The following is a 19,215-nucleotide window of genomic DNA, read 5'->3' on the forward strand; positions in this document are numbered from 1 at the left end:
AAAGACGCGGTATAATGCGTCTTTTGTTGCATTTATCATACAACAACTATCACATAACAACGTAAGGTTTGATTTGTGACGATAATATGAAAATACCCAATGTAATATTTTCAAGATCGCTATTTTTTTATATGGAGAAGACCGATAATCATCCTAAAATGGAATAATGAATACTAATGGTTATCTCCCTCGTAAGAATTAAAAAGGAATAACATGTCTCAATCAGCTATCAATAATGATACTGCGGCTGCCATCAATCCATATTCACAAAAAGTGGCACACCTGCGTCAGCAAATTCTGAACATCTTTCTTGAAGATGACCGTTTTGTTGAAACAGTGTTAGGTGAAGCAAGTGAAAGTGATAGGCTGAGCCACCATGAACTTCATGAAAAAATCACCACTGTTAGAGAATTACTACAAGATCTACACGCGGCAGATATTGCAGATATTCTTGAAGCCCTTCCCTATGATGAACGTTTAGCCCTATGGCATTTGGTTGATAATAATGAGCGTGGTGCGGTTTTAGTCGAAGCCTCTGTCGCCGTTTGGGACAGCCTAATTAAAGATATGACGGATCGTGAATTATTACGCTCAGTCGCTTCTTTGCATGTGGATGAACAGGCCTATATTGCGGAGCATTTACCCCGTGATACCATGCGTCGTCTTTTGACCTATTTAGAACCAAGTCTGCGTAATAGGATCAGAGAAGTCCTGCAATATCCGAAGGATAGTGTTGGACAGATGATGGATTTTGAGTTTGTCACCGTGCGTGGCAACGTAACATTAAAAACGGTTCAACGTTATTTACGCCAACGTGGCTCTATTCCTGAAGCTACGGATAAAATTTTCGTTATTGATAATGCCAATCATCTGTTAGGTGAATTACCCTTAACCACAGTATTAACCCAGTCGCCGGATAAACGGGTCTCTGATGTCATGAAAACCGATACTGTCAGCTTTATGCCCGAAGAGAAAGGCGAAGATGCAGCGGGTGCATTCGAACGTTATGACTTAATTTCGGCTGCAGTTGTTGATAGTAATGGCCTGTTAATGGGACGTTTAACCGTTGAAGATATCGTCGATAATATGCATGAAGAGAGCGATACCAACATTCGTCGTATGGGGGGGTTAAGCCCAGAAGAGGATGTATTCGCCCCTGTCGGGCAAGCGGTTAAAACACGTTGGACATGGCTTGCTATCAACTTATGTACTGCTTTTGTCGCTTCTCGTGTTATCGGTGTGTTTGAGCATACCATTTCCCAATTAGTCGCCTTAGCAACTTTAATGCCCATTGTTGCAGGTATTGGGGGAAATACCGGTAACCAAACCATTACTATGATTGTGCGTGCATTAGCACTACATCAAATTCAGACTGGTAGTTTCTCGTTCTTAATTTTAAGAGAGTTAGGTGTTGCCCTTATCAACGGTATTGTTTGGGGGGGAATAATGGGAGTTGTAACTTACTTCCTTTATGGTGATGTTGCGATGGGCGCCGTAATGACAATGGCCATGGTACTCAACCTATTAATGGCTGCCTTGATGGGAGTATTAATACCGATGACCATGATAAAACTGGGTAAAGATCCGGCCATTGGCTCAAGTGTGATGATCACCGCGATCACCGATACCGGTGGCTTCTTTATTTTCTTAGGCCTAGCCACTATTTTCTTAGTTTAACAAGACAGATAAAAACGCCACTGTAGAGTACATCACAGTGGCGTTTTTGTTTTTATAGATTTTTTAGGCTGTTGTTGAAAGAAAGTAATAGACCAGTAGTAATGCGACAACAAGCGATACCATAAACGTTCTTCTTACCGCAACACTGACTGATAAATTATCTTGTTGCAGACTCCCATACAGCGTTTTTTTTAGTAGCAGACTACTAGCTAAAGCGACAACAAACACAGATGCAAATAGCACAATCGCGGCTAACAACACCGCACTTATCGAAATTGAATTCATCATTCCCCCCTGCTATATCCACCGACATCTGATGTAATTATAACCAGATAATGACGCTTTGAGATGATTTTTGCTGTTTTTCCCTATTTATCATTTAACTATTTAAAATCTATATTTTAAATAAAAATGCGTAACCATGCTTAAATCAACCAATTTTATTGACATTTAATATTAATAATTTTCAATTTTAAGAAATTTAAAACCAATGAATAAATGAGTTTATTTTAGATGAATACCCTAAAAATAATGCCAATAACAGGTTATATTGCTACAAAACACCAATATTTATTAATTAATAATCTAATTATTATTTAATTAACAAGAAATAATAAATTAAAATAACGCTAATTTTATTATTTAATTCAATTTAGAAAAATTGAAATGATATTCAATAAATAGTTTTTTTAACCATAACTAATAAATGAAAATAAAGGTAAGAACAAAACCTCTAATTTTATTAAAAAACTACACAAGAAAACAAAAACCGCCCTAAAAATCACAAAACAAACAAAACTTAGCATTAAAAACTACAGATGCTCACAATGACAACTTATCAAATTGTTTTATTTTATGCTCTTTACTTCATAAAGAGCTTCCTGATATAACTATTTACATCATTACAATATTATTCTTTCTTGTATAAAAGACGATAAATAACTTTTTAACGTTATTTATTGCCACCTTTGTGATCAACTTTTTTAAGAATTTTATTGATGGTTTAGTTATTTACTCTTTTTTATCACGATGATTAATATAGGTTGTTATTATGACATCACAATCACACTCCACTCAGCCGTTGAGTCAACCTACGGCAAGACCTTTAAACCGCAACGACTATAAAACGTTGGGTTTATCCTCACTAGGAGGAACATTGGAGTTCTATGATTTCGTGATCTTCGTGTTCTTTACGAAAACATTGAGCCATTTATTCTTTCCTGGTGATAACGCTTTTATCGCTCAGATGCAGACATTAGGTATTTTTGCTGCCGGTTATCTTGCTCGTCCTTTAGGTGGCATCATTATGGCTCACTATGGCGATATTATCGGCCGTAAACGTATGTTTACCTTAAGTATCTTTTTAATGGCTGTACCTACTTTGGTGATTGGCTTATTACCTACCTATGCCAGCATCGGTGTGGCTGCACCGTTATTACTGTTATTGATGCGTATTATGCAAGGGGCGGCTATCGGTGGTGAAATGCCCGGGGCTTGGGTATTTATTGCCGAACACACACCGAAACAGCGTTATGGCTTAGGGGTGGGTACCTTAACATCCGGTATTACTGGTGGCATCTTATTAGGCTCTATCGTCGCTATTATTGTACAACGCAGCTATAGCGCTCAAGAAGTGAATGATTTTGCATGGCGAATTCCCTTTATTTTAGGTGGTATATTTGGCTTGATCTCGGTTTATTTACGTCGTTTTTTACAAGAAACACCTATCTTTAAAGAGATGGCGGCTAAAAAAGCCTTAGCACAAGAAATGCCGGTGGTTTCGGTTATCAAAAACCATAAACAAGCCTGTTTAATTACTGCAGCATTAACATGGTCTTTATCTACAGCTATTGTTGTTACTATTTTGATGACACCCAGTGTCATTGTTGAAGGGATCTACAAAATAGACAGAACAACATCGTTAGAAGCTAACTGTGTTGCCACCTTAACGCTGACCTTAGGATGTATCTTCTGGGGCTGGTTGGGGGATAAATTAGGAACCCGTGCATCCATGACCTTATCATGGGGTGGATTAATTGTTACTGCATTCCATTTTTATGGAAGCTTAGATGCCAATATGTCTGGTATCCAATTAGCATTTAACTATGGTTTGATGGGCTTTTTTGTCGGTGCAATTGCCACAACGCCAATTGTGAGTACTAGAGCATTTCCTCCTTCAATTCGTTTTTCTGGTCTCTCTTTTGCTTATAATATGGCCTATGCCGTATTTGGTGGCTTAACGCCAATGTTAACGGGCGCTTGGTTGGAAAAAACGGCAATGGCAGGAGCTTATTATGTTGCAGCTGTTTCTGCATTAGCCATTGTTATCGCATTCTTGCCTTTAGCTTATAAAGGCTGGATCGCGGTAAACGCCAGCTCACGGGAAAAAGAGATAGCGTTGCAAGTTGATAAAGTCGCTAGTTAATCGTTGCTAGCAAGAAATATTTTACTCTCCTTAGAATTTATTATTCACAACAACACCACCCTAATAGGTGGTGTTGTTGCATCAATATAATTAATCTAATCACTGTAGTTTATCTGAATTTAATCTTGTTATATATCAATCAATTGATAATACACAATTTGCTCTTTACCCTGTTAAAGAATATTTTTATATCGCAGGGAGTGCTTAAAGCTAAATGGTTAACAAAAAAAATTTGCATAAAGAATTGGCACAATTAGAAGCCGAAGGTCATATCCCCTATAAAATCCAAGAGGAAAACCAGCAAAAAAGATGGCAATGGAAACATTACACGTCAGGAGTGCACTATTTTGCACCTACAGATCCATTAGAAATGGGTCGCTACAATGATCCAACAGGCATAACGGGAATATGCTATACCGCTGATTATGCAGTTGTAGCTATTGCTGAATCATTAGGACGTCACTATCAACATAATAAAGCTTTTATTTTAGGTCTTAGTGATCTAAAAAAAGCTCAGATATACACACTTGCAACTACACGTAAAACAAAACTTATTGATATACCAAAGTTACAGGGCATATTGCATATCACTGCAGACCAAGTCATGGGGAAAAGTTATGACATTACTCAGAATATTGTTGATTGGGCAGCCAATACCCCAGGGCTTGATTATGATGGTATAACCTACTCTTCAAGGCATTACTATGGAATGTGTACAGCCTTTTGGTGTAGAAAACATATTATCCCTCCTCTTGTTGATATTTCTCACTGCTCCCTTGATTTATACACAGATTGTAAAAAAGAAAATTTTCCGCAAAATTGGCCCTATCAAGACATTACAGGACTTGAGATCATTACTGAAACATTACATTTTAAGATCAACGATAATGAGTAGATTTTTATTAGTTTGAAATATGTTTTCCAAAAAGTTTAGCTTGATGAATAATTTCTTGCATTTGTTCACTCATGCGTCCATATTTTTTAAGCGCATCAATAACATTAATATCTTGTTCATCCTCAAAAAAATACATACTCGTTAAAAATGATACTTTTGTTGTTGAGCTTAAACCATCCAATAAAATTAAGATCTCATCTAATCCATCCACTAATCGATTACCATCAAATTGAAAAATAGGTAATCGATATTCTCCTCCCATTTTAACCGCTAATAGTTTATTAGCCTTTAACCGATTATTAATCGTTTGACGTTTTACTCCCAAAATAGCTGCAGCTTGGCTAGCTCTACATGTGCCTCCAAGCTCTTTTAGCCGTTCAGAAAACTTAATAGCACCTTCGTTTAAACGGGCTATTTTACGTTGTTCTCTTGGTGAAATTGCAGACGAACGTATCAGTTGAGTTTCAAAAATTAACTGAGCCAATTCGTTATCACTCATTTTTAAAGCACTTGCTAAACTTTTCTTCTCTGCTAATTCATTAACCAATTCTTTTGTAAGAACAGTCATTCTTTCTAGAACAGCCACTCTCTCTACCGATAATTGTTGTGATGTTCGTTTTTGTATTACGCTGTTCATACCCACCTCTTTTTTACATTTTATTCATTATATAGTGAGTAAAGTGTATAAAACAAGTATAAATAAAAAACAACATTATCAAGTACTATAGATATTTTTTGTTAAAATTAACTTTATTTTTAAATAGATATAAAAAAGGATGCCCTAAGGCATCCTTTTATTGTCTGACAATAAATTTCACATATTACTGTGTCATTTTACTCAGCATAGGGGCAGTAAATAGCATTAACAGTGCAATAACACCTGTTACGATACCTATTTGTAAAAATACACTGCTATAAATTTCTAATGATGCGTGTGCATTTTGTACGTCTTCAGGAACGGCCATTAAGCTTGCCACTTTACCAGCAATAATTGCAGCTGCCGCAGATGTTAAGAACCATGCGCCCATAATAAAGCCCATTAAACGCTGTGGCACTAGTTGGGCCACCATCGCAAGACCTAATCCTGAGATCATAAGCTCACCAATACTTTGAAAGCCATAACTGGCAACAAGCCACCATGATGAAACGATGCCAGCTTCATTTGCCATACTCGCCCCCAATGGTAATACTAAGAATGCAGTTGCACTCAAAAACATTCCCACTGTGAATTTATAAGGCATGGGTAATTTATCACCCATAAAGTTATATATAGCAGCCAATAATGGACTAGCTAGCATGATCCAAAATGGGTTAAGTGATTGAAATTGCTCTGGCTCAACACTAAAGCCTAAAATAGCGTGTTCAACATTATGGATTGCAAAAAAGTTTAATGATGTTGGCATTTGATCATAAAGAACAAAAAATACCACGGCTTCCACCATCAGTAAGAAAGCGACGATCATTTTACGCCGTGCAACCCCTTTCATCATAAAAGTTTCACGGGCAAAAATCAGGATAATACCTAATGAAATAATCGCTAAAGACCATGTTGCCACTTCATTATTATGTAATAACCACGTTGATACTGCCGTTAAAGCAACAATCCCCACCAGCGTTAATAACAGTTTCAGGTAGTTTAGTGGCTCAAAGTCAGGCCTAGAGCCTTTATCTTTGATCCAACCGCGACATAGCATAAAGTTTGCCAGTGTGATCAACATCCCCACCACACTTAATGCGAAAGCGACATCCCAACCATAATTCGCCGCTAACCATGGTGTCGCTAACATGGATAAAAATGATCCCACATTAATCGACATATAGTACATGGTAAATGCACCATCTAATTGTGGATCATCTTTCTCATAACAGGTGGCTAATAAAGAGGAAGGATTGGCTTTAAATAAACCATTACCCACCGCAATAGTGGCTAATCCCCAGTAAATCATATCTTTATCATGATCGGAGAAAGCAACCATGGCATAACCAATTGCCAGCACAATAGCCCCTAGGACAATAACCCTTTTTGTCCCGAGAATTTTATCGCCAAGCCAGCCACCAATTGCCACAAAGCCATAAACTAATGCGGTAAATGCGGCAAAAACAGTGATAGCTTCCGCCTCACTCATACCCAGCATTTTAACCAGATAAACGGCCATGATCCCTTGTAAGCCGTAATATCCAAAACGTTCCCATAATTCGATTGAGAAGATGAGATAAAATGCACGAGGCTGTTTAAACGCATTCAGACTCGGTTTCTGTTCATCTTCAGGTGTGTTTGCAGTTGACACTAAAAACCTCTAGTTATTCTATTATGCCCTTATTTTTGGGCTGCTTTTACCAAAAACATTGTGATTCAAGACAGAGTTAAAGCGCGGTGTTATTCATACTGAATTGTTATTCTTAACAAAGAGTTCAACACAGAGAAAAACAAGGTTGGCATTCTATCACCGGAAAGAATAATTATCTAAGAATTATAACTAACTATTGCGTTTTATCATAGTTGACGCCATTTGTACAAAATAGTTATGCGTTCAAAAAATCAACAAACAAAATAACTCACTGATTATTAATCATTTATTTTATGCTGGTTTATTCATCATCATCACTATATAAAAATAAAGTGCGCCGAGATAGCTAGCTAGAAATCGTTTTTTCTCTTTATAAAAAGATATAACCCCAGCATATTATTGCTAAGTGACAACAACTGATTAGAATATAATCAATAAACACATTCCTTGACTCAATTTTCATATTTCCTCCATTTTTACCCCTAAAGAAATAGGTAGAATGTCATAATTGATTGTGTCATTTCATTTTTTCTCAATTAGCGAGTTGTCAGTAGGATCACCAACGCAATGAATAACAACAAAAAGACCAAAAAAAGATTTTCTCTTATTATCATCCTGCTTATTGTTATCGCTGGCGCTATCGCCTATTGGCAATACTCTTCAAACAACAGCGCACCTCCTGTGAGTAAAGATACCCCTACTGCGAATACACCAAATAGAAGTACAGCTGGCTCAAGACGACCACCGATGCCTCCTGTACAAGTGGCGACATCTGCACAAGAAGATGTGCCGCAATTTTTAACTGCTTTAGGTACAGTGAAAGCCGTCAATAGTGTGACCGTGACAAGCCGTGTGGAAGGGCAATTAATGGCGTTGCATTTCACCGAAGGCCAACAAGTGAATCAAGGCGATTTGTTAGCAGAAATCGACCCACGTCCTTTTGAAGTGCAATTAGCGCAAGCTAAAGGGCAATTGGCAAAAGATCAGGCCACACTGGCAAATGCGCGCCTTGATTTAGCTCGCTACCAAAAACTGGCAAAGACCCATTTGGTTTCACAACAAGAATTAGACAACCAAGCGGCTTTAGTCAAACAGTCTGAAGCCAGTATTAGTATCGATAAAGCAGCAATTAATAATGCACAATTACAATTAACCTATAGCAAAATAACGGCCCCTATTTCAGGACGGGTTGGATTAAAGCAGGTTGATGTCGGTAACTATATTTCTGGTGGCTCATCTACGCCAATTGTCGTTATTAATCAGATGGATCCTGTTGATGTGCTCTTTACATTACCAGAGCAAGATCTATCACAGGTTATCTTAGCCCGTAAAAATAACCCTACATTACCGGTTATTGCATTAGACAGAAATAATAAAATTGAATTAGCACAAGGGGCACTATTTAGTGTTGATAATCAAATTGATGCCACTACAGGGACTATCAAATTAAAAGCCCGTTTTCCTCAACAAGAAAGTACGCTATTTCCCAATCAATTTGTCAATATTCGTTTATATGTCACTACATTAGAAAAAGCGGTAGTGATCCCCAATGCAGCATTACAAATGGGAAATGAAGGACACTTTGTTTGGGTTGTTGATGAGGAAAACAAAGTCAGCAAACTCGCTGTTGAGGTTGCATCACAAAATGCAGATAAAGTTGTCATTGCCTCAGGGTTATCCGCTAATCAACGTGTTGTCACCGATGGTGTGGATAGATTAACGCAAGGTGCCAAAGTCGAGATTGTAACACCGCTGGCACCTAAAGCTAAAACCACTGATCCCGTTGTTGCGGAGAAAGCATAATGAGCGAAAAAATCCCCGCTACAGGTGGTGGGCCATCTCGTTTATTTATTTTACGTCCAGTGGCAACAACGCTGTTTATGGTCGCGATTTTATTAGCAGGAATTGTCGGTTATCGTATGCTGCCAGTGTCGGCATTACCTGAAGTTGATTATCCGACCATTCAAGTCGTCACACTCTATCCTGGGGCAAACCCCGAGGTGATGACCTCTGCGGTAACAGCACCGTTAGAGCGTCAATTTGGACAGATGTCAGGCTTAAAACAGATGTCCTCACAAAGTTCAGGTGGGGCATCAGTCATTACACTGATGTTCCAACTCACATTACCGTTAGATGTCGCAGAGCAAGAAGTACAAGCGGCCATTAATGCAGCAACTAACTTATTACCTACTGATTTACCTTATCCGCCCATTTACAGCAAAGTAAATCCGGCTGATCCGCCAGTGCTAACCTTAGCCGTCACCAGTTCTGTATTGCCGATGACACAGCTACAGGATATGGTAGAAACGCGAATATCGCAGAAAATATCGCAAGTTAACGGCGTTGGTTTAGTCTCTTTAGCCGGCGGACAACGCCCTGCTGTGCGCGTAAAATTGAATGCCCAAGCTGCCGCCTCTTATGGGTTAGATAGTGAAACAATCCGCGTGGCTATTAATAATGCCAATGTTAACTCTGCCAAAGGTAGCCTTGATGGCCCCACTCGCTCGGTAACATTATCCGCCAACGATCAAATGAAATCATTAGATGATTATCGCAAACTGATTGTTAGCTATAAAAATGGCGCCCCCATCCGCCTTGCCGATATTGCCACCATTGAACAAGCCCCAGAAAATAACCAGCTTGGTGCTTGGGCCAATAATCAACAAGCCATTATTATCAATGTGCAACGCCAACCGGGTGTTAATGTTATTGAAACAACGGATAATATTCGTAATTTATTACCGGATTTAGTGTCTAATTTGCCTAAGTCGGTAAATGTTGAGATCTTAACCGATAGAACCACGACTATTCGGGCATCAGTGAAAGATGTCCAGTTTGAACTGGGCTTGGCGATTGCACTTGTGGTCATGGTTATCTATCTATTTTTACGTAATGGTGTTGCCACTCTTATTCCTAGCATTGCCGTCCCCCTCTCCTTAGTGGGTACTTTTGCGGTGATGTATTTTTGCGGTTTTTCTGTCAATAACCTCACCTTAATGGCACTTACCATTGCGACAGGCTTTGTGGTTGATGACGCCATTGTGGTGATAGAAAATATCTCCCGTTATCTAGAGCGAGGAGATAAGCCGTTAACCGCAGCCTTAAAAGGGGCGGGAGAAATCGGCTTTACTATTATCTCACTGACTTTTTCTTTAATTGCCGTACTGATCCCTCTGTTATTTATGGGAGATATTGTTGGTCGTTTATTTAGAGAGTTTGCCATTACCTTAGCCGTGGCGATTTTAATTTCCGCGGTAGTCTCTTTAACCTTAACGCCGATGATGTGCGCACGCTTACTTAAACCAGAAAGTCAAATTAAGCACAATCGTTTTGAAATGGCTTGTGAGCGCTTTTTTGAAAAGATGATCGCCGTGTATGCGGTTTGGTTAAAACGTGTATTAAATCATCAATGGATAACATTAGGTGTTGCCCTCAGTACATTAGCATTAACAGTTTTGCTCTATCTATTTATCCCTAAAGGCTTTTTCCCTTTACAAGATAATGGGTTACTACAAGGTACAATAGAAACCTCACAATCCATTTCTTATCAAGCGATGGTTGAAAAACAGCAACAAGTGGTTGAGAAACTGATTGACGATCCGGCTGTTGAAAATATTGCGAGCTTTGTGGGTATCGATGGCAGTAATGCCACCCTCAATACAGGTCGCTTGCAAATTACCTTAAAACCCCTCGATCAACGTGATTCACGTATTGATGAAATTATTCCTCGTTTACAAGCACGAGTCGCGTCTATTGCAGGAATTACACTCTATTTACAACCCACACAAGACTTAACTATTGATACACAAGTTTCCCGTACTCAATATCAATTTACCTTGCAAGCAACCTCGCTCGATGAGCTTGCCTATTGGGTGCCTAAATTATCACAGGCACTACAAGAGAGTCCGGAACTTACCGACATCAGCAGTGATTGGCAAGCTGATGGGATGATGGCCTATATCAATGTAGATAGAGATTCAGCCAGTCGCTTAGGGATCTCAATGAGTGCCATTGATAATGCGCTGTATAATGCCTTTGGACAGCGACTTATTTCAACGATTTACACCCAAGCAAATCAGTATCGTGTTGTCTTAGAACAGAATATGCACAATAGTGAAGGACTACAGGCACTTTCTGCAGTTCATTTAACCGGCAAAGAGGGTGCTATGGTGCCACTCTTATCTATTGCCTCTGTGGAGCAACGTCTCGCGCCTTTATCTATCAATCACCAAGAGCAATTTCCTGCTACCACATTCTCATTTAATGTCGCGAAAGACGCATCTCTTGAAGCTGCTGTTAATGCCGTTAAGCAAGCAGAAGAGCAAATTGCGATGCCAAAAGATATTACGACACAGTTTCAAGGGGCTACATTAGCTTTTGAAAGCGCCCTTTCCAGCACGCTGTGGCTTATCATTGCGGCCATCGTTGCTATGTATATTGTATTAGGCGTGTTATACGAAAGTTTTATTCACCCAATTACTATTTTATCTACCCTACCTACTGCGGGTGTCGGTGCTTTATTGGCACTGATGGCAGCCGGTAATGAGCTAGATATTATTGCGATTATTGGCATCATTTTGTTGATTGGTATTGTTAAGAAAAATGCCATCATGATGATCGATTTCGCACTGGCCGCTGAAAGAGAACAAGGACTATCTCCTTACGAAGCAATTTATCAAGCTTGTCTGCTACGTTTTCGCCCTATTTTAATGACCACTATGGCTGCGTTATTAGGTGCATTACCTTTAATGCTAAGCACTGGCGTAGGGGCTGAATTACGCCAACCATTAGGTGTATGCATGGTGGGAGGCTTAATTATGAGTCAAATACTCACCTTATTTACCACCCCTGTTATCTATTTGCTGTTTGATAAGTTATCACTTTACCTTAATCGCCATAAACGCGTTGAACATGATAATGGAGCGGTGTCATGAAGCTGTTTGCTCTATTTATTCAACGACCTGTTGCTACTACACTACTTAGCCTAGCCATTTCTCTTTGTGGTGCGTTAGGTTTTATGTTGTTACCTGTCGCACCACTGCCACAAGTTGATTATCCGGTCATTAATATTTATGCCTCATTACCGGGGGCATCACCTGAAACGATGGCTTCTTCTGTTGCCACTCCCCTTGAACGCTCCTTAGGGCGTATTGCGGGGATTGATGAGATGACGTCAAGTAGTGCTTTAGGTAGTACCAGTATCACATTAGTATTTGACTTAAATAAAGATATTAATACCGCAGCTAGAGATGTACAGGCTGCGTTAAATGCCTCACAAAGCCTATTACCTTCAGGTATGCCAAGTCGCCCGCGTTATTACAAATCAAATCCTTCTGATGCACCGATTATGATCTTAACGCTGACCTCAGAGACACAAAATACCGGTGAGCTTTATGATCTCGCATCAACACGCTTGGCACAAAAAATTTCGCAAATTGAAGGAGTAAGTGAAGTTTCCGTAGGGGGAGGTTCATTGCCGGCTGTGCGTGTTGCACTCAATCCTGATGCGCTATTTAATCAAAATGTCAGTCTTGATGATGTACGCAAAGCCATTAGTCAATCCAATGTCAGAAGACCACAAGGCTTTATTCATAATGATGAAAATCGTTGGCAGATACAAACTAACGATGAGTTAAGCAAAGCTCAAGATTATCGCCCAATTATTGTGCATTATAATCAAGATGCTATCGTGCGTTTAAGTGATGTTGCCCAAGTGACAGACTCTGTACAAAACGCACGGGCGGCAGGAATGAGTGGTGGTGAACCGGCTATTTTACTGGTTATTCGCCGTGAAGCAGGCGCCAATATCATCGAAACTGTCAACCGCATTCGTGATGAACTCCCCGAATTACGTGAGCTACTCCCTGCCAGTGTCAATTTAAAGGTAGCTCAAGATAGAACCCCCACTATTCGTGCCTCGTTAGCAGAAGTTGAACGCGCATTAGCGATTGCCGTGGCACTGGTTATTTTAGTGGTATTCTTATTTCTACGTTCAGGGCGTGCTACCTTGATCCCCGCTGTTGCCGTACCCGTTTCATTAATTGGTACTTTTTCAGCCATGTATTTATGTGGCTTTAGCTTAAACAATCTATCATTAATGGCATTAACGGTTGCAACCGGCTTTGTCGTGGATGATGCGATTGTCGTACTCGAAAATATCTCTCGCCATATCGAAAATGGCTTAAAACCTAAACAAGCCGCCCTAAAAGGGGTTAGCGAAGTGGGCTTTACGGTACTTTCAATGAGTATTTCATTGGTGGCGGTATTTATTCCTCTCTTGTTGATGGATGGCCTTGTCGGACGACTTTTTAAAGAGTTTGCCATTACCTTAACCACCGCGATTGGGATCTCTTTATTTGTCTCCTTAACATTAACCCCAATGATGTGTGCCCATTTATTAAAAGGCATAAAACCCAAAGCACAGTCACATTTACGCGGATTTGGTAAGTTAATTTTTCGCTTACAACAAGGTTACAGTGTCACACTACAAGCGGCATTACGGCATAAACGCTGGATCATGGCTATTTTTATTACCACCTTAGGACTGAATGCTTATTTATATATCAGTGCGCCGAAAACCTTTTTTCCAGATCAAGATACCGGTCGTTTAATGGGATTTGTACGTGCAGACCAAAGTATTTCATTCCAATCGATGAAAGAAAAAATGACCCGTTTTATGCAGGAGATTAATGCAGATAAAGATGTTGATAGCGTCACGGGATTTACGGGGGGAGGACGTATTAATAGTGGATTTATGTTTATTTCACTTAATCCGCTCTCAGAGCGCACAGATAGTGCAAATCAAGTGATCAATCGCCTTCGTATCAAACTGGCTAATGAACCCGGTGCAACACTATTTTTAATGCCTGTACAAGATGTACGTGCTGGAGGACGCCAAGCTAATGCCAGTTATCAGTTTACTTTACTCGCTGATGATTTAAGTGAATTACGTAAATGGGAGCCATTAATACGTAAAGCGTTAGGCGAATTACCTGAGCTGGTTGATGTCAACTCAGATAAAGAAGATAAAGGTGCCGAAATGGCACTCACTTATGATCGCGATACTATGTCGCAATTAGGCATTAATGTCAGTGATGCCAATAATTTATTAAATAACGCCTTTGGACAGCGGCAGATCTCTACCATTTATGCCCCGCTAAATCAGTATAAAGTCGTGATGGAAGTGTCTGAACAATATACGCAAGATGTTTCTGCACTGGATAAAATGTATGTGATGAATACACAAGGTGAACGTATTCCATTATCTGCATTTGCCAGTTGGTATCCCGCTAATGCACCTTTAAGTGTTAATCACCAAGGGTTGTCTGCCGCCTCTACCATCGCTTTTAATGTGCCAGAGGGCTATACCTTATCTGATGCCATTAACGCCATTGAGCGAACCATGACAGAGTTAGGTGTACCTAACACGGTACGAGGCACCTTTGCGGGTACAGCGCAAATTTTTCAAGAAACCATTAAGTCACAGCTTATCTTGATCTTAGCGGCTATTGTCACCGTCTATATTGTCCTTGGTGTGCTTTATGAGAGCTATATTCATCCATTGACTATTTTATCCACATTGCCTTCTGCCGGTGTTGGCGCATTATTAGCACTGCGCTTGTTTGATACCCCCTTTAGCTTAATTGCTCTTATTGGCATTATGTTGTTAATTGGTATTGTGAAGAAAAATGCCATTATTATGGTGGATTTTGCGATTACGGCTCAACGAGAAGGAAAACTATCCGCTCAAGAAGCGATTATTCAAGCCAGTTTATTGCGTTTCCGCCCTATTATTATGACTACCTTAGCCGCGCTCTTTGGCGCTTTACCTCTGATGCTAAGTAGTGGTGATGGTGCGGAATTAAGGCAGCCATTAGGCATTACCATTGTGGGTGGCTTGCTTATGAGCCAATTATTAACCCTGTATACCACTCCGATTATCTATCTGTTTTTTGATGGTGTTCGCCAACGTTGGCAACAGCGACGCCATAACAAAAAAGAGGCAAATGCATGAAACTAAGAAGTAAGCTATTTTTGGTGATCTTCGCGACTTGCATGATAGTGGTATTTGCTATGCATATCGGTATTCGTAGTAGCTTCCAGCAGGGGTTTATTGGCTATATCAAGAAAAACAGTGAACAGCGGGCAACCTTGTTAGCCGAAGCGTTAAGCGATCAATATCAATTAACCGGAGATTGGCGTTTTCTCAATCGAGACGATCGCTCTATTTATCAGATACTACGAACCATTGACCAAATAAGTCAAAGTGGTGAAGGCCCTGCCCCTCGAGGATGGCGTACTCAGTTTTGGATCGTCGATAAACAGATGAAACGCTTATTTGGCCATGATAATCAATTTCCCGCAGAAACCTTTAAAAAACCTATTACTTATCATGATGAAATTGTCGGCTGGGTGATTGTCAGTGCAGCGGATAAAATCAGCAACGAAGCAGATATTAGCTTTGATAAGCAACAGTTACGCACCAGTTGGATCATTGCCGGCTTAACGGTGCTTTTTGCGCTATTAATTACGTTAATACTGTCACGCAGCATGATCCGCCCAGTAAAGCGATTAGTGGAGGCAACCCATAAATTAGCCGCTGGCGATTTTGCTGTTCGCGTGACCCCAACCAATAAAGATGAAATCAGCCAGCTAGCAACGGATTTTAATCAACTTGCCAGTACACTGGAAAAAAATGAGCAAATTCGCCGTGATTATATGGCAGATATCTCCCATGAGTTACGTACGCCATTGGCTATCTTAAAAGGAGAGCTTGAAGCGTTACAAGATGGTGTAAGAAAGCCAACTGCAGAAACGTTAAATTCATTACTCTTTGAAGTAACAAATTTAACTAAACTGGTAAACGATCTACATCAGTTATCATTATCTGATAGAGGCTCTTTGACCTATCGTAAGGATTTTATTGATATTAATGAAATTATTTTGTTAGCTGTCGCCTCTTATCGGCATATTTATCAAGCCAAAGAGATTGCTTTACAGACTGATTTAGATGATAACGTCAAACTGATTGTTCAAGCTGATCCGGATAGGTTGATCCAACTTTTTCATAATCTATTAGAAAACAGTGTTCGTTATACCAATTCTGGTGGTCAATTGCATATTAGTAGCAAAAGAGAACATAATAATGTGTTGATTGTGTGGGAAGATAGTGCCCCGGGGCTAGATAAAGCACAATATGAAGCGGTATTCCAACGTTTTTATCGGGCTGAAAGCTCTCGTAATCGTTCCAGCGGCGGCTCTGGTTTGGGGCTTGCGATTTGCGAAAATATTGTCGAAGCTCATAATGGTAAAATCATGGCTATGCCATCCGCTATCGGTGGAGTAAAAATACTTATCGTATTACCTGTCTATTCTGAAGATAATTAAATTTTGCTCTATTGATTATACTGAATATTATTGTCCTAATTGATAACTATTGAGCCATATAGACAATGACCACGACCACATCTACATATTCAATTTTAATCGTTGAAGATGAGCCGAAATTGGCACAATTACTTATTGATTATCTTCAAGCATCTGATTATCAAACGCAGTGGCTGGCAGATGGTACTGAGGTTATACAACATATCAAACAATCTCATTACGATTTAGTCCTGCTTGATCTGATGCTACCGGGTAAAGATGGCATTACCCTATGCAAAGAGTTACGTCAGTTCTCCGATATTCCTATTATTATGGTCACCGCAAAAACAGAAGAAGTAGACCGACTATTAGGGTTGGAAATTGGTGCTGATGATTATATTTGCAAACCTTATAGCCCTCGAGAAGTGGTTGCCCGTGTAAAAACATTATTGCGTCGCTATTATCGGCCACAGGATATTGTGCAAAATAGCGCCTTAGTTATTATTGATGAGCAGGCTTACCAAATTCAATATCATAATAAAATTCTTGATTTAACTACCGCTGAATTTCGTCTTATTAAAGCATTAGCTACACAACCGGGCAAAGTGTTAAGCCGTGACCAGTTAATGGATCATCTGTATGATGATTATCGCATCGTAACCGACCGTACTATTGATAGCCATATAAAAAACTTACGGCGCAAACTTGAGCAACTTAACGATCAAATTGAATTTATTCGTTCAATTTATGGACAAGGCTATCGTTGGGAAACCGCAGCCTATCGTTTTCGATGATATTTTTTCAGGAATACATTGAACCTCGCTACAGTTAAGCGCTAGAATCCTCCCCTTTATGATATACCCTTACCTTTTGTGTAGGGGACTGACTTGAAATCAGAACCAGGAAATTAATCATGTTTACACCCGAATTGCTCTCTCCTGCAGGCTCATTAAAAAATATGCGCTATGCATTCGCTTATGGCGCAGACGCGGTCTATGCAGGTCAGCCTCGCTATAGTTTACGCGTACGTAATAATGAGTTTAATCACGAAAACCTTGCTAAAGGAATACAAGAAGCGCATGAATTAGGTAAACGCTTCTATGTTGTGGTTAACATCGCCCCCCATAATGCAAAATTAAAAACCTTTATCCGTGACTTAAAACCAGTTATTGATATGGGGCCTGATGCGCTGATTATGTCTGATCCGGGTTTGATCATGATGGTGCGTGAAGCTTTCCCTGATATGGATATCCACCTTTCAGTACAAGCTAACGCCGTTAACTGGGCTACCGTAAAATTCTGGCGTCAAATGGGCTTAACTCGCGTTATTCTTTCTCGTGAGCTATCTATTGACGAAATTGCAGAAATTCGTAAACAAGTCCCTGATATGGAGCTTGAAGTCTTCGTTCACGGGGCCTTGTGTATGGCTTATTCGGGTCGTTGCTTATTATCAGGCTATATCAATAAACGTGACCCAAACCAAGGTACATGCACAAATGCCTGCCGTTGGGAATACAAAGTTGAAGAAGGCAAAGAAGATGAAGTGGGGAATATCATCGAGAAGTACCAACCTATCCCGGTAAAAAATGTTGAGCCAACGTTAGGTGTAGGTGCCCCCACTGATAAAGTGTTCTTAATTGAAGAAGCTAAACGTCCGGGTGAATATATGACTGCGTTCGAAGACGAACACGGTACTTATATTATGAACTCAAAAGATCTGCGCGCTATCGAACACGTTGAGCAATTAACTAAGATGGGTGTACATTCACTGAAAATTGAAGGTCGTACTAAATCTTTCTATTATTGCGCACGCACAGCACAGATGTATCGCCGTGCTATTGATGATGCTGTTGCAGGTAAGCCTTTCGATCCGACACTGCTGACAACGCTAGAAGGTTTGGCACACCGCGGTTATACCGAAGGTTTTTTACGTCGCCATACCCATGATGCCTACCAAACCTATGAATACGGCTATTCTGTATCAGATACACAACAGTTTGTAGGGGAATTTACAGGTAAACGTGTTAACGGTTTAGCTGAAGTGGATGTTAAAAATAAATTTATCTTAGGTGATAGCTTAGAGCTAATGACACCAACAGGAAATATTCAATTCACTTTAGATGCGTTATTTAATAAAAAACAACAACCGACAGATGTTGCTCCGGGTAATGGCCATGTGGTTTATTTACCTGTTCCTGACGATGTTGATTTAAACTTTGCACTGCTTATTCGTAATCTGCCAGGAACGACAACCCGTCAACCTCATAAAATTGATGCGGTAGAAGTGAAGTAAATCATCATTATCTGATTTGATGTGGTCAATTTCAAAGATAGATCACATCAATACCTATTCATTTGCCGTATTATCTATTTCGAAAAATAAAGAACTAGAATGAATACAGTAAGACTAGGAACCACCTCCTTGGCAAATCCAATCTCCCTTGGATTTGCCTTTTCTTTTTTTATCCCCCGCTATTTTTATTATTATTTTTTGAGTAACGTAAATTGCTTTTGGCTTTGGTGATACTTTGTAAAAAAAATGGTAATTCGCCTAATATCCATTA

The 19,215-nt window shown here is 39.8% G+C and carries 12 protein-coding genes; 9 read left to right on the plus strand and 3 right to left on the minus strand.

Translation table 11 applies throughout. The features are described 5' to 3' along the window. Positions 1–213: 213 nt before the first annotated feature. A complete protein-coding gene (mgtE, locus tag PMI_RS07700) occupies positions 214–1,677 on the plus strand; it encodes a magnesium transporter (RefSeq protein ID WP_012368037.1) in 1,464 nt (487 codons plus the stop codon). Positions 1,678–1,740: 63 nt separating this feature from the next. Here the strand turns inward: mgtE and PMI_RS07705 are convergent, their stop codons facing one another. Beyond that, positions 1,741–1,965: a hypothetical protein gene (locus tag PMI_RS07705; protein WP_232504911.1), complete on the minus strand. Its 225-nt coding sequence runs from the start codon at positions 1,963–1,965 to the stop codon at positions 1,741–1,743. Between the two features lie 763 nt (positions 1,966–2,728). Between PMI_RS07705 and PMI_RS07710 the strand changes: the two genes are divergently transcribed. After that, a complete protein-coding gene (locus PMI_RS07710; protein WP_012368038.1) occupies positions 2,729–4,102 on the plus strand; it encodes an MFS transporter in 1,374 nt (457 codons plus the stop codon). Positions 4,103–4,316: 214 nt separating this feature from the next. Next, complete coding sequence (locus tag PMI_RS07715) at positions 4,317–4,997, plus strand: RES domain-containing protein (RefSeq protein WP_004248293.1); 681 nt, start codon at positions 4,317–4,319, stop codon at positions 4,995–4,997. Between the two features lie 7 nt (positions 4,998–5,004). Here the strand turns inward: PMI_RS07715 and PMI_RS07720 are convergent, their stop codons facing one another. Both PMI_RS07720 and dtpA read right to left on the minus strand, forming a co-directional pair. Then, positions 5,005–5,634, minus strand: coding sequence for a helix-turn-helix domain-containing protein (locus tag PMI_RS07720; protein ID WP_012368039.1), 630 nt, complete (start codon positions 5,632–5,634; stop codon positions 5,005–5,007). A 184-nt stretch (positions 5,635–5,818) separates the two neighbouring features. Further along, positions 5,819–7,285, minus strand: a complete 1,467-nt coding sequence (gene dtpA, locus PMI_RS07725; RefSeq protein ID WP_004243443.1) for a dipeptide/tripeptide permease DtpA — start codon at positions 7,283–7,285, stop codon at positions 5,819–5,821. Between the two features lie 567 nt (positions 7,286–7,852). Here dtpA and PMI_RS07730 point away from each other — a divergent pair. The 6 genes from PMI_RS07730 to trhP all read left to right on the plus strand — a co-directional run bounded on the left by PMI_RS07730 (position 7,853) and on the right by trhP (position 18,944). Further along, the gene (locus PMI_RS07730; protein ID WP_012368040.1) at positions 7,853–9,088 is read left to right on the plus strand and encodes an MdtA/MuxA family multidrug efflux RND transporter periplasmic adaptor subunit; all 1,236 of its coding nucleotides are present in this window, start codon (positions 7,853–7,855) and stop codon (positions 9,086–9,088) included. Continuing rightward, complete coding sequence (locus tag PMI_RS07735) at positions 9,088–12,219, plus strand: MdtB/MuxB family multidrug efflux RND transporter permease subunit (RefSeq protein WP_004243446.1); 3,132 nt, start codon at positions 9,088–9,090, stop codon at positions 12,217–12,219. Before PMI_RS07730 ends, PMI_RS07735 begins: the two co-directional genes overlap by 1 nt. Then, a complete protein-coding gene (gene mdtC, locus PMI_RS07740; protein WP_004243447.1) occupies positions 12,216–15,299 on the plus strand; it encodes a multidrug efflux RND transporter permease subunit MdtC in 3,084 nt (1,027 codons plus the stop codon). Before PMI_RS07735 ends, mdtC begins: the two co-directional genes overlap by 4 nt. Further along, positions 15,296–16,672 carry an envelope stress sensor histidine kinase BaeS gene (baeS, locus tag PMI_RS07745; RefSeq protein WP_012368041.1) on the plus strand — a complete coding sequence of 459 codons (1,377 nt, stop codon included), beginning with the start codon at positions 15,296–15,298 and terminating at the stop codon, positions 16,670–16,672. The genes mdtC and baeS overlap by 4 nt, the downstream gene beginning before the upstream one ends. Positions 16,673–16,737: 65 nt before the next feature. Then, positions 16,738–17,445, plus strand: a complete 708-nt coding sequence (baeR, locus tag PMI_RS07750) for an envelope stress response regulator BaeR (RefSeq protein WP_004243449.1) — start codon at positions 16,738–16,740, stop codon at positions 17,443–17,445. Positions 17,446–17,564: 119 nt separating this feature from the next. Next, positions 17,565–18,944: a prephenate-dependent tRNA uridine(34) hydroxylase TrhP gene (gene trhP, locus PMI_RS07755; protein ID WP_012368042.1), complete on the plus strand. Its 1,380-nt coding sequence runs from the start codon at positions 17,565–17,567 to the stop codon at positions 18,942–18,944. The last annotated feature ends 271 nt before the right edge of the window (positions 18,945–19,215 follow it).

The organism is Proteus mirabilis HI4320 (genome assembly GCF_000069965.1).
Taxonomy (GTDB): domain Bacteria; phylum Pseudomonadota; class Gammaproteobacteria; order Enterobacterales; family Enterobacteriaceae; genus Proteus; species Proteus mirabilis.

Excerpts from the sequence above, each read along its gene's own strand:
- mgtE (WP_012368037.1), top strand. The coding sequence starts at position 214 with ATGTCTCAATCAGCTATCAATAATGATACTGCGGCTGCCATCAATCCA.
- PMI_RS07705 (WP_232504911.1), bottom strand. The coding sequence starts at position 1,965 with ATGATGAATTCAATTTCGATAAGTGCGGTGTTGTTAGCCGCGATTGTG.
- PMI_RS07710 (WP_012368038.1), top strand. The coding sequence starts at position 2,729 with ATGACATCACAATCACACTCCACTCAGCCGTTGAGTCAACCTACGGCA.
- PMI_RS07715 (WP_004248293.1), top strand. The coding sequence starts at position 4,317 with ATGGTTAACAAAAAAAATTTGCATAAAGAATTGGCACAATTAGAAGCC.
- PMI_RS07720 (WP_012368039.1), bottom strand. The coding sequence starts at position 5,634 with ATGAACAGCGTAATACAAAAACGAACATCACAACAATTATCGGTAGAG.
- PMI_RS07730 (WP_012368040.1), top strand. The coding sequence starts at position 7,853 with ATGAATAACAACAAAAAGACCAAAAAAAGATTTTCTCTTATTATCATC.
- PMI_RS07735 (WP_004243446.1), top strand. The coding sequence starts at position 9,088 with ATGAGCGAAAAAATCCCCGCTACAGGTGGTGGGCCATCTCGTTTATTT.
- mdtC (WP_004243447.1), top strand. The coding sequence starts at position 12,216 with ATGAAGCTGTTTGCTCTATTTATTCAACGACCTGTTGCTACTACACTA.
- baeS (WP_012368041.1), top strand. The coding sequence starts at position 15,296 with ATGAAACTAAGAAGTAAGCTATTTTTGGTGATCTTCGCGACTTGCATG.
- baeR (WP_004243449.1), top strand. The coding sequence starts at position 16,738 with ATGACCACGACCACATCTACATATTCAATTTTAATCGTTGAAGATGAG.
- trhP (WP_012368042.1), top strand. The coding sequence starts at position 17,565 with ATGTTTACACCCGAATTGCTCTCTCCTGCAGGCTCATTAAAAAATATG.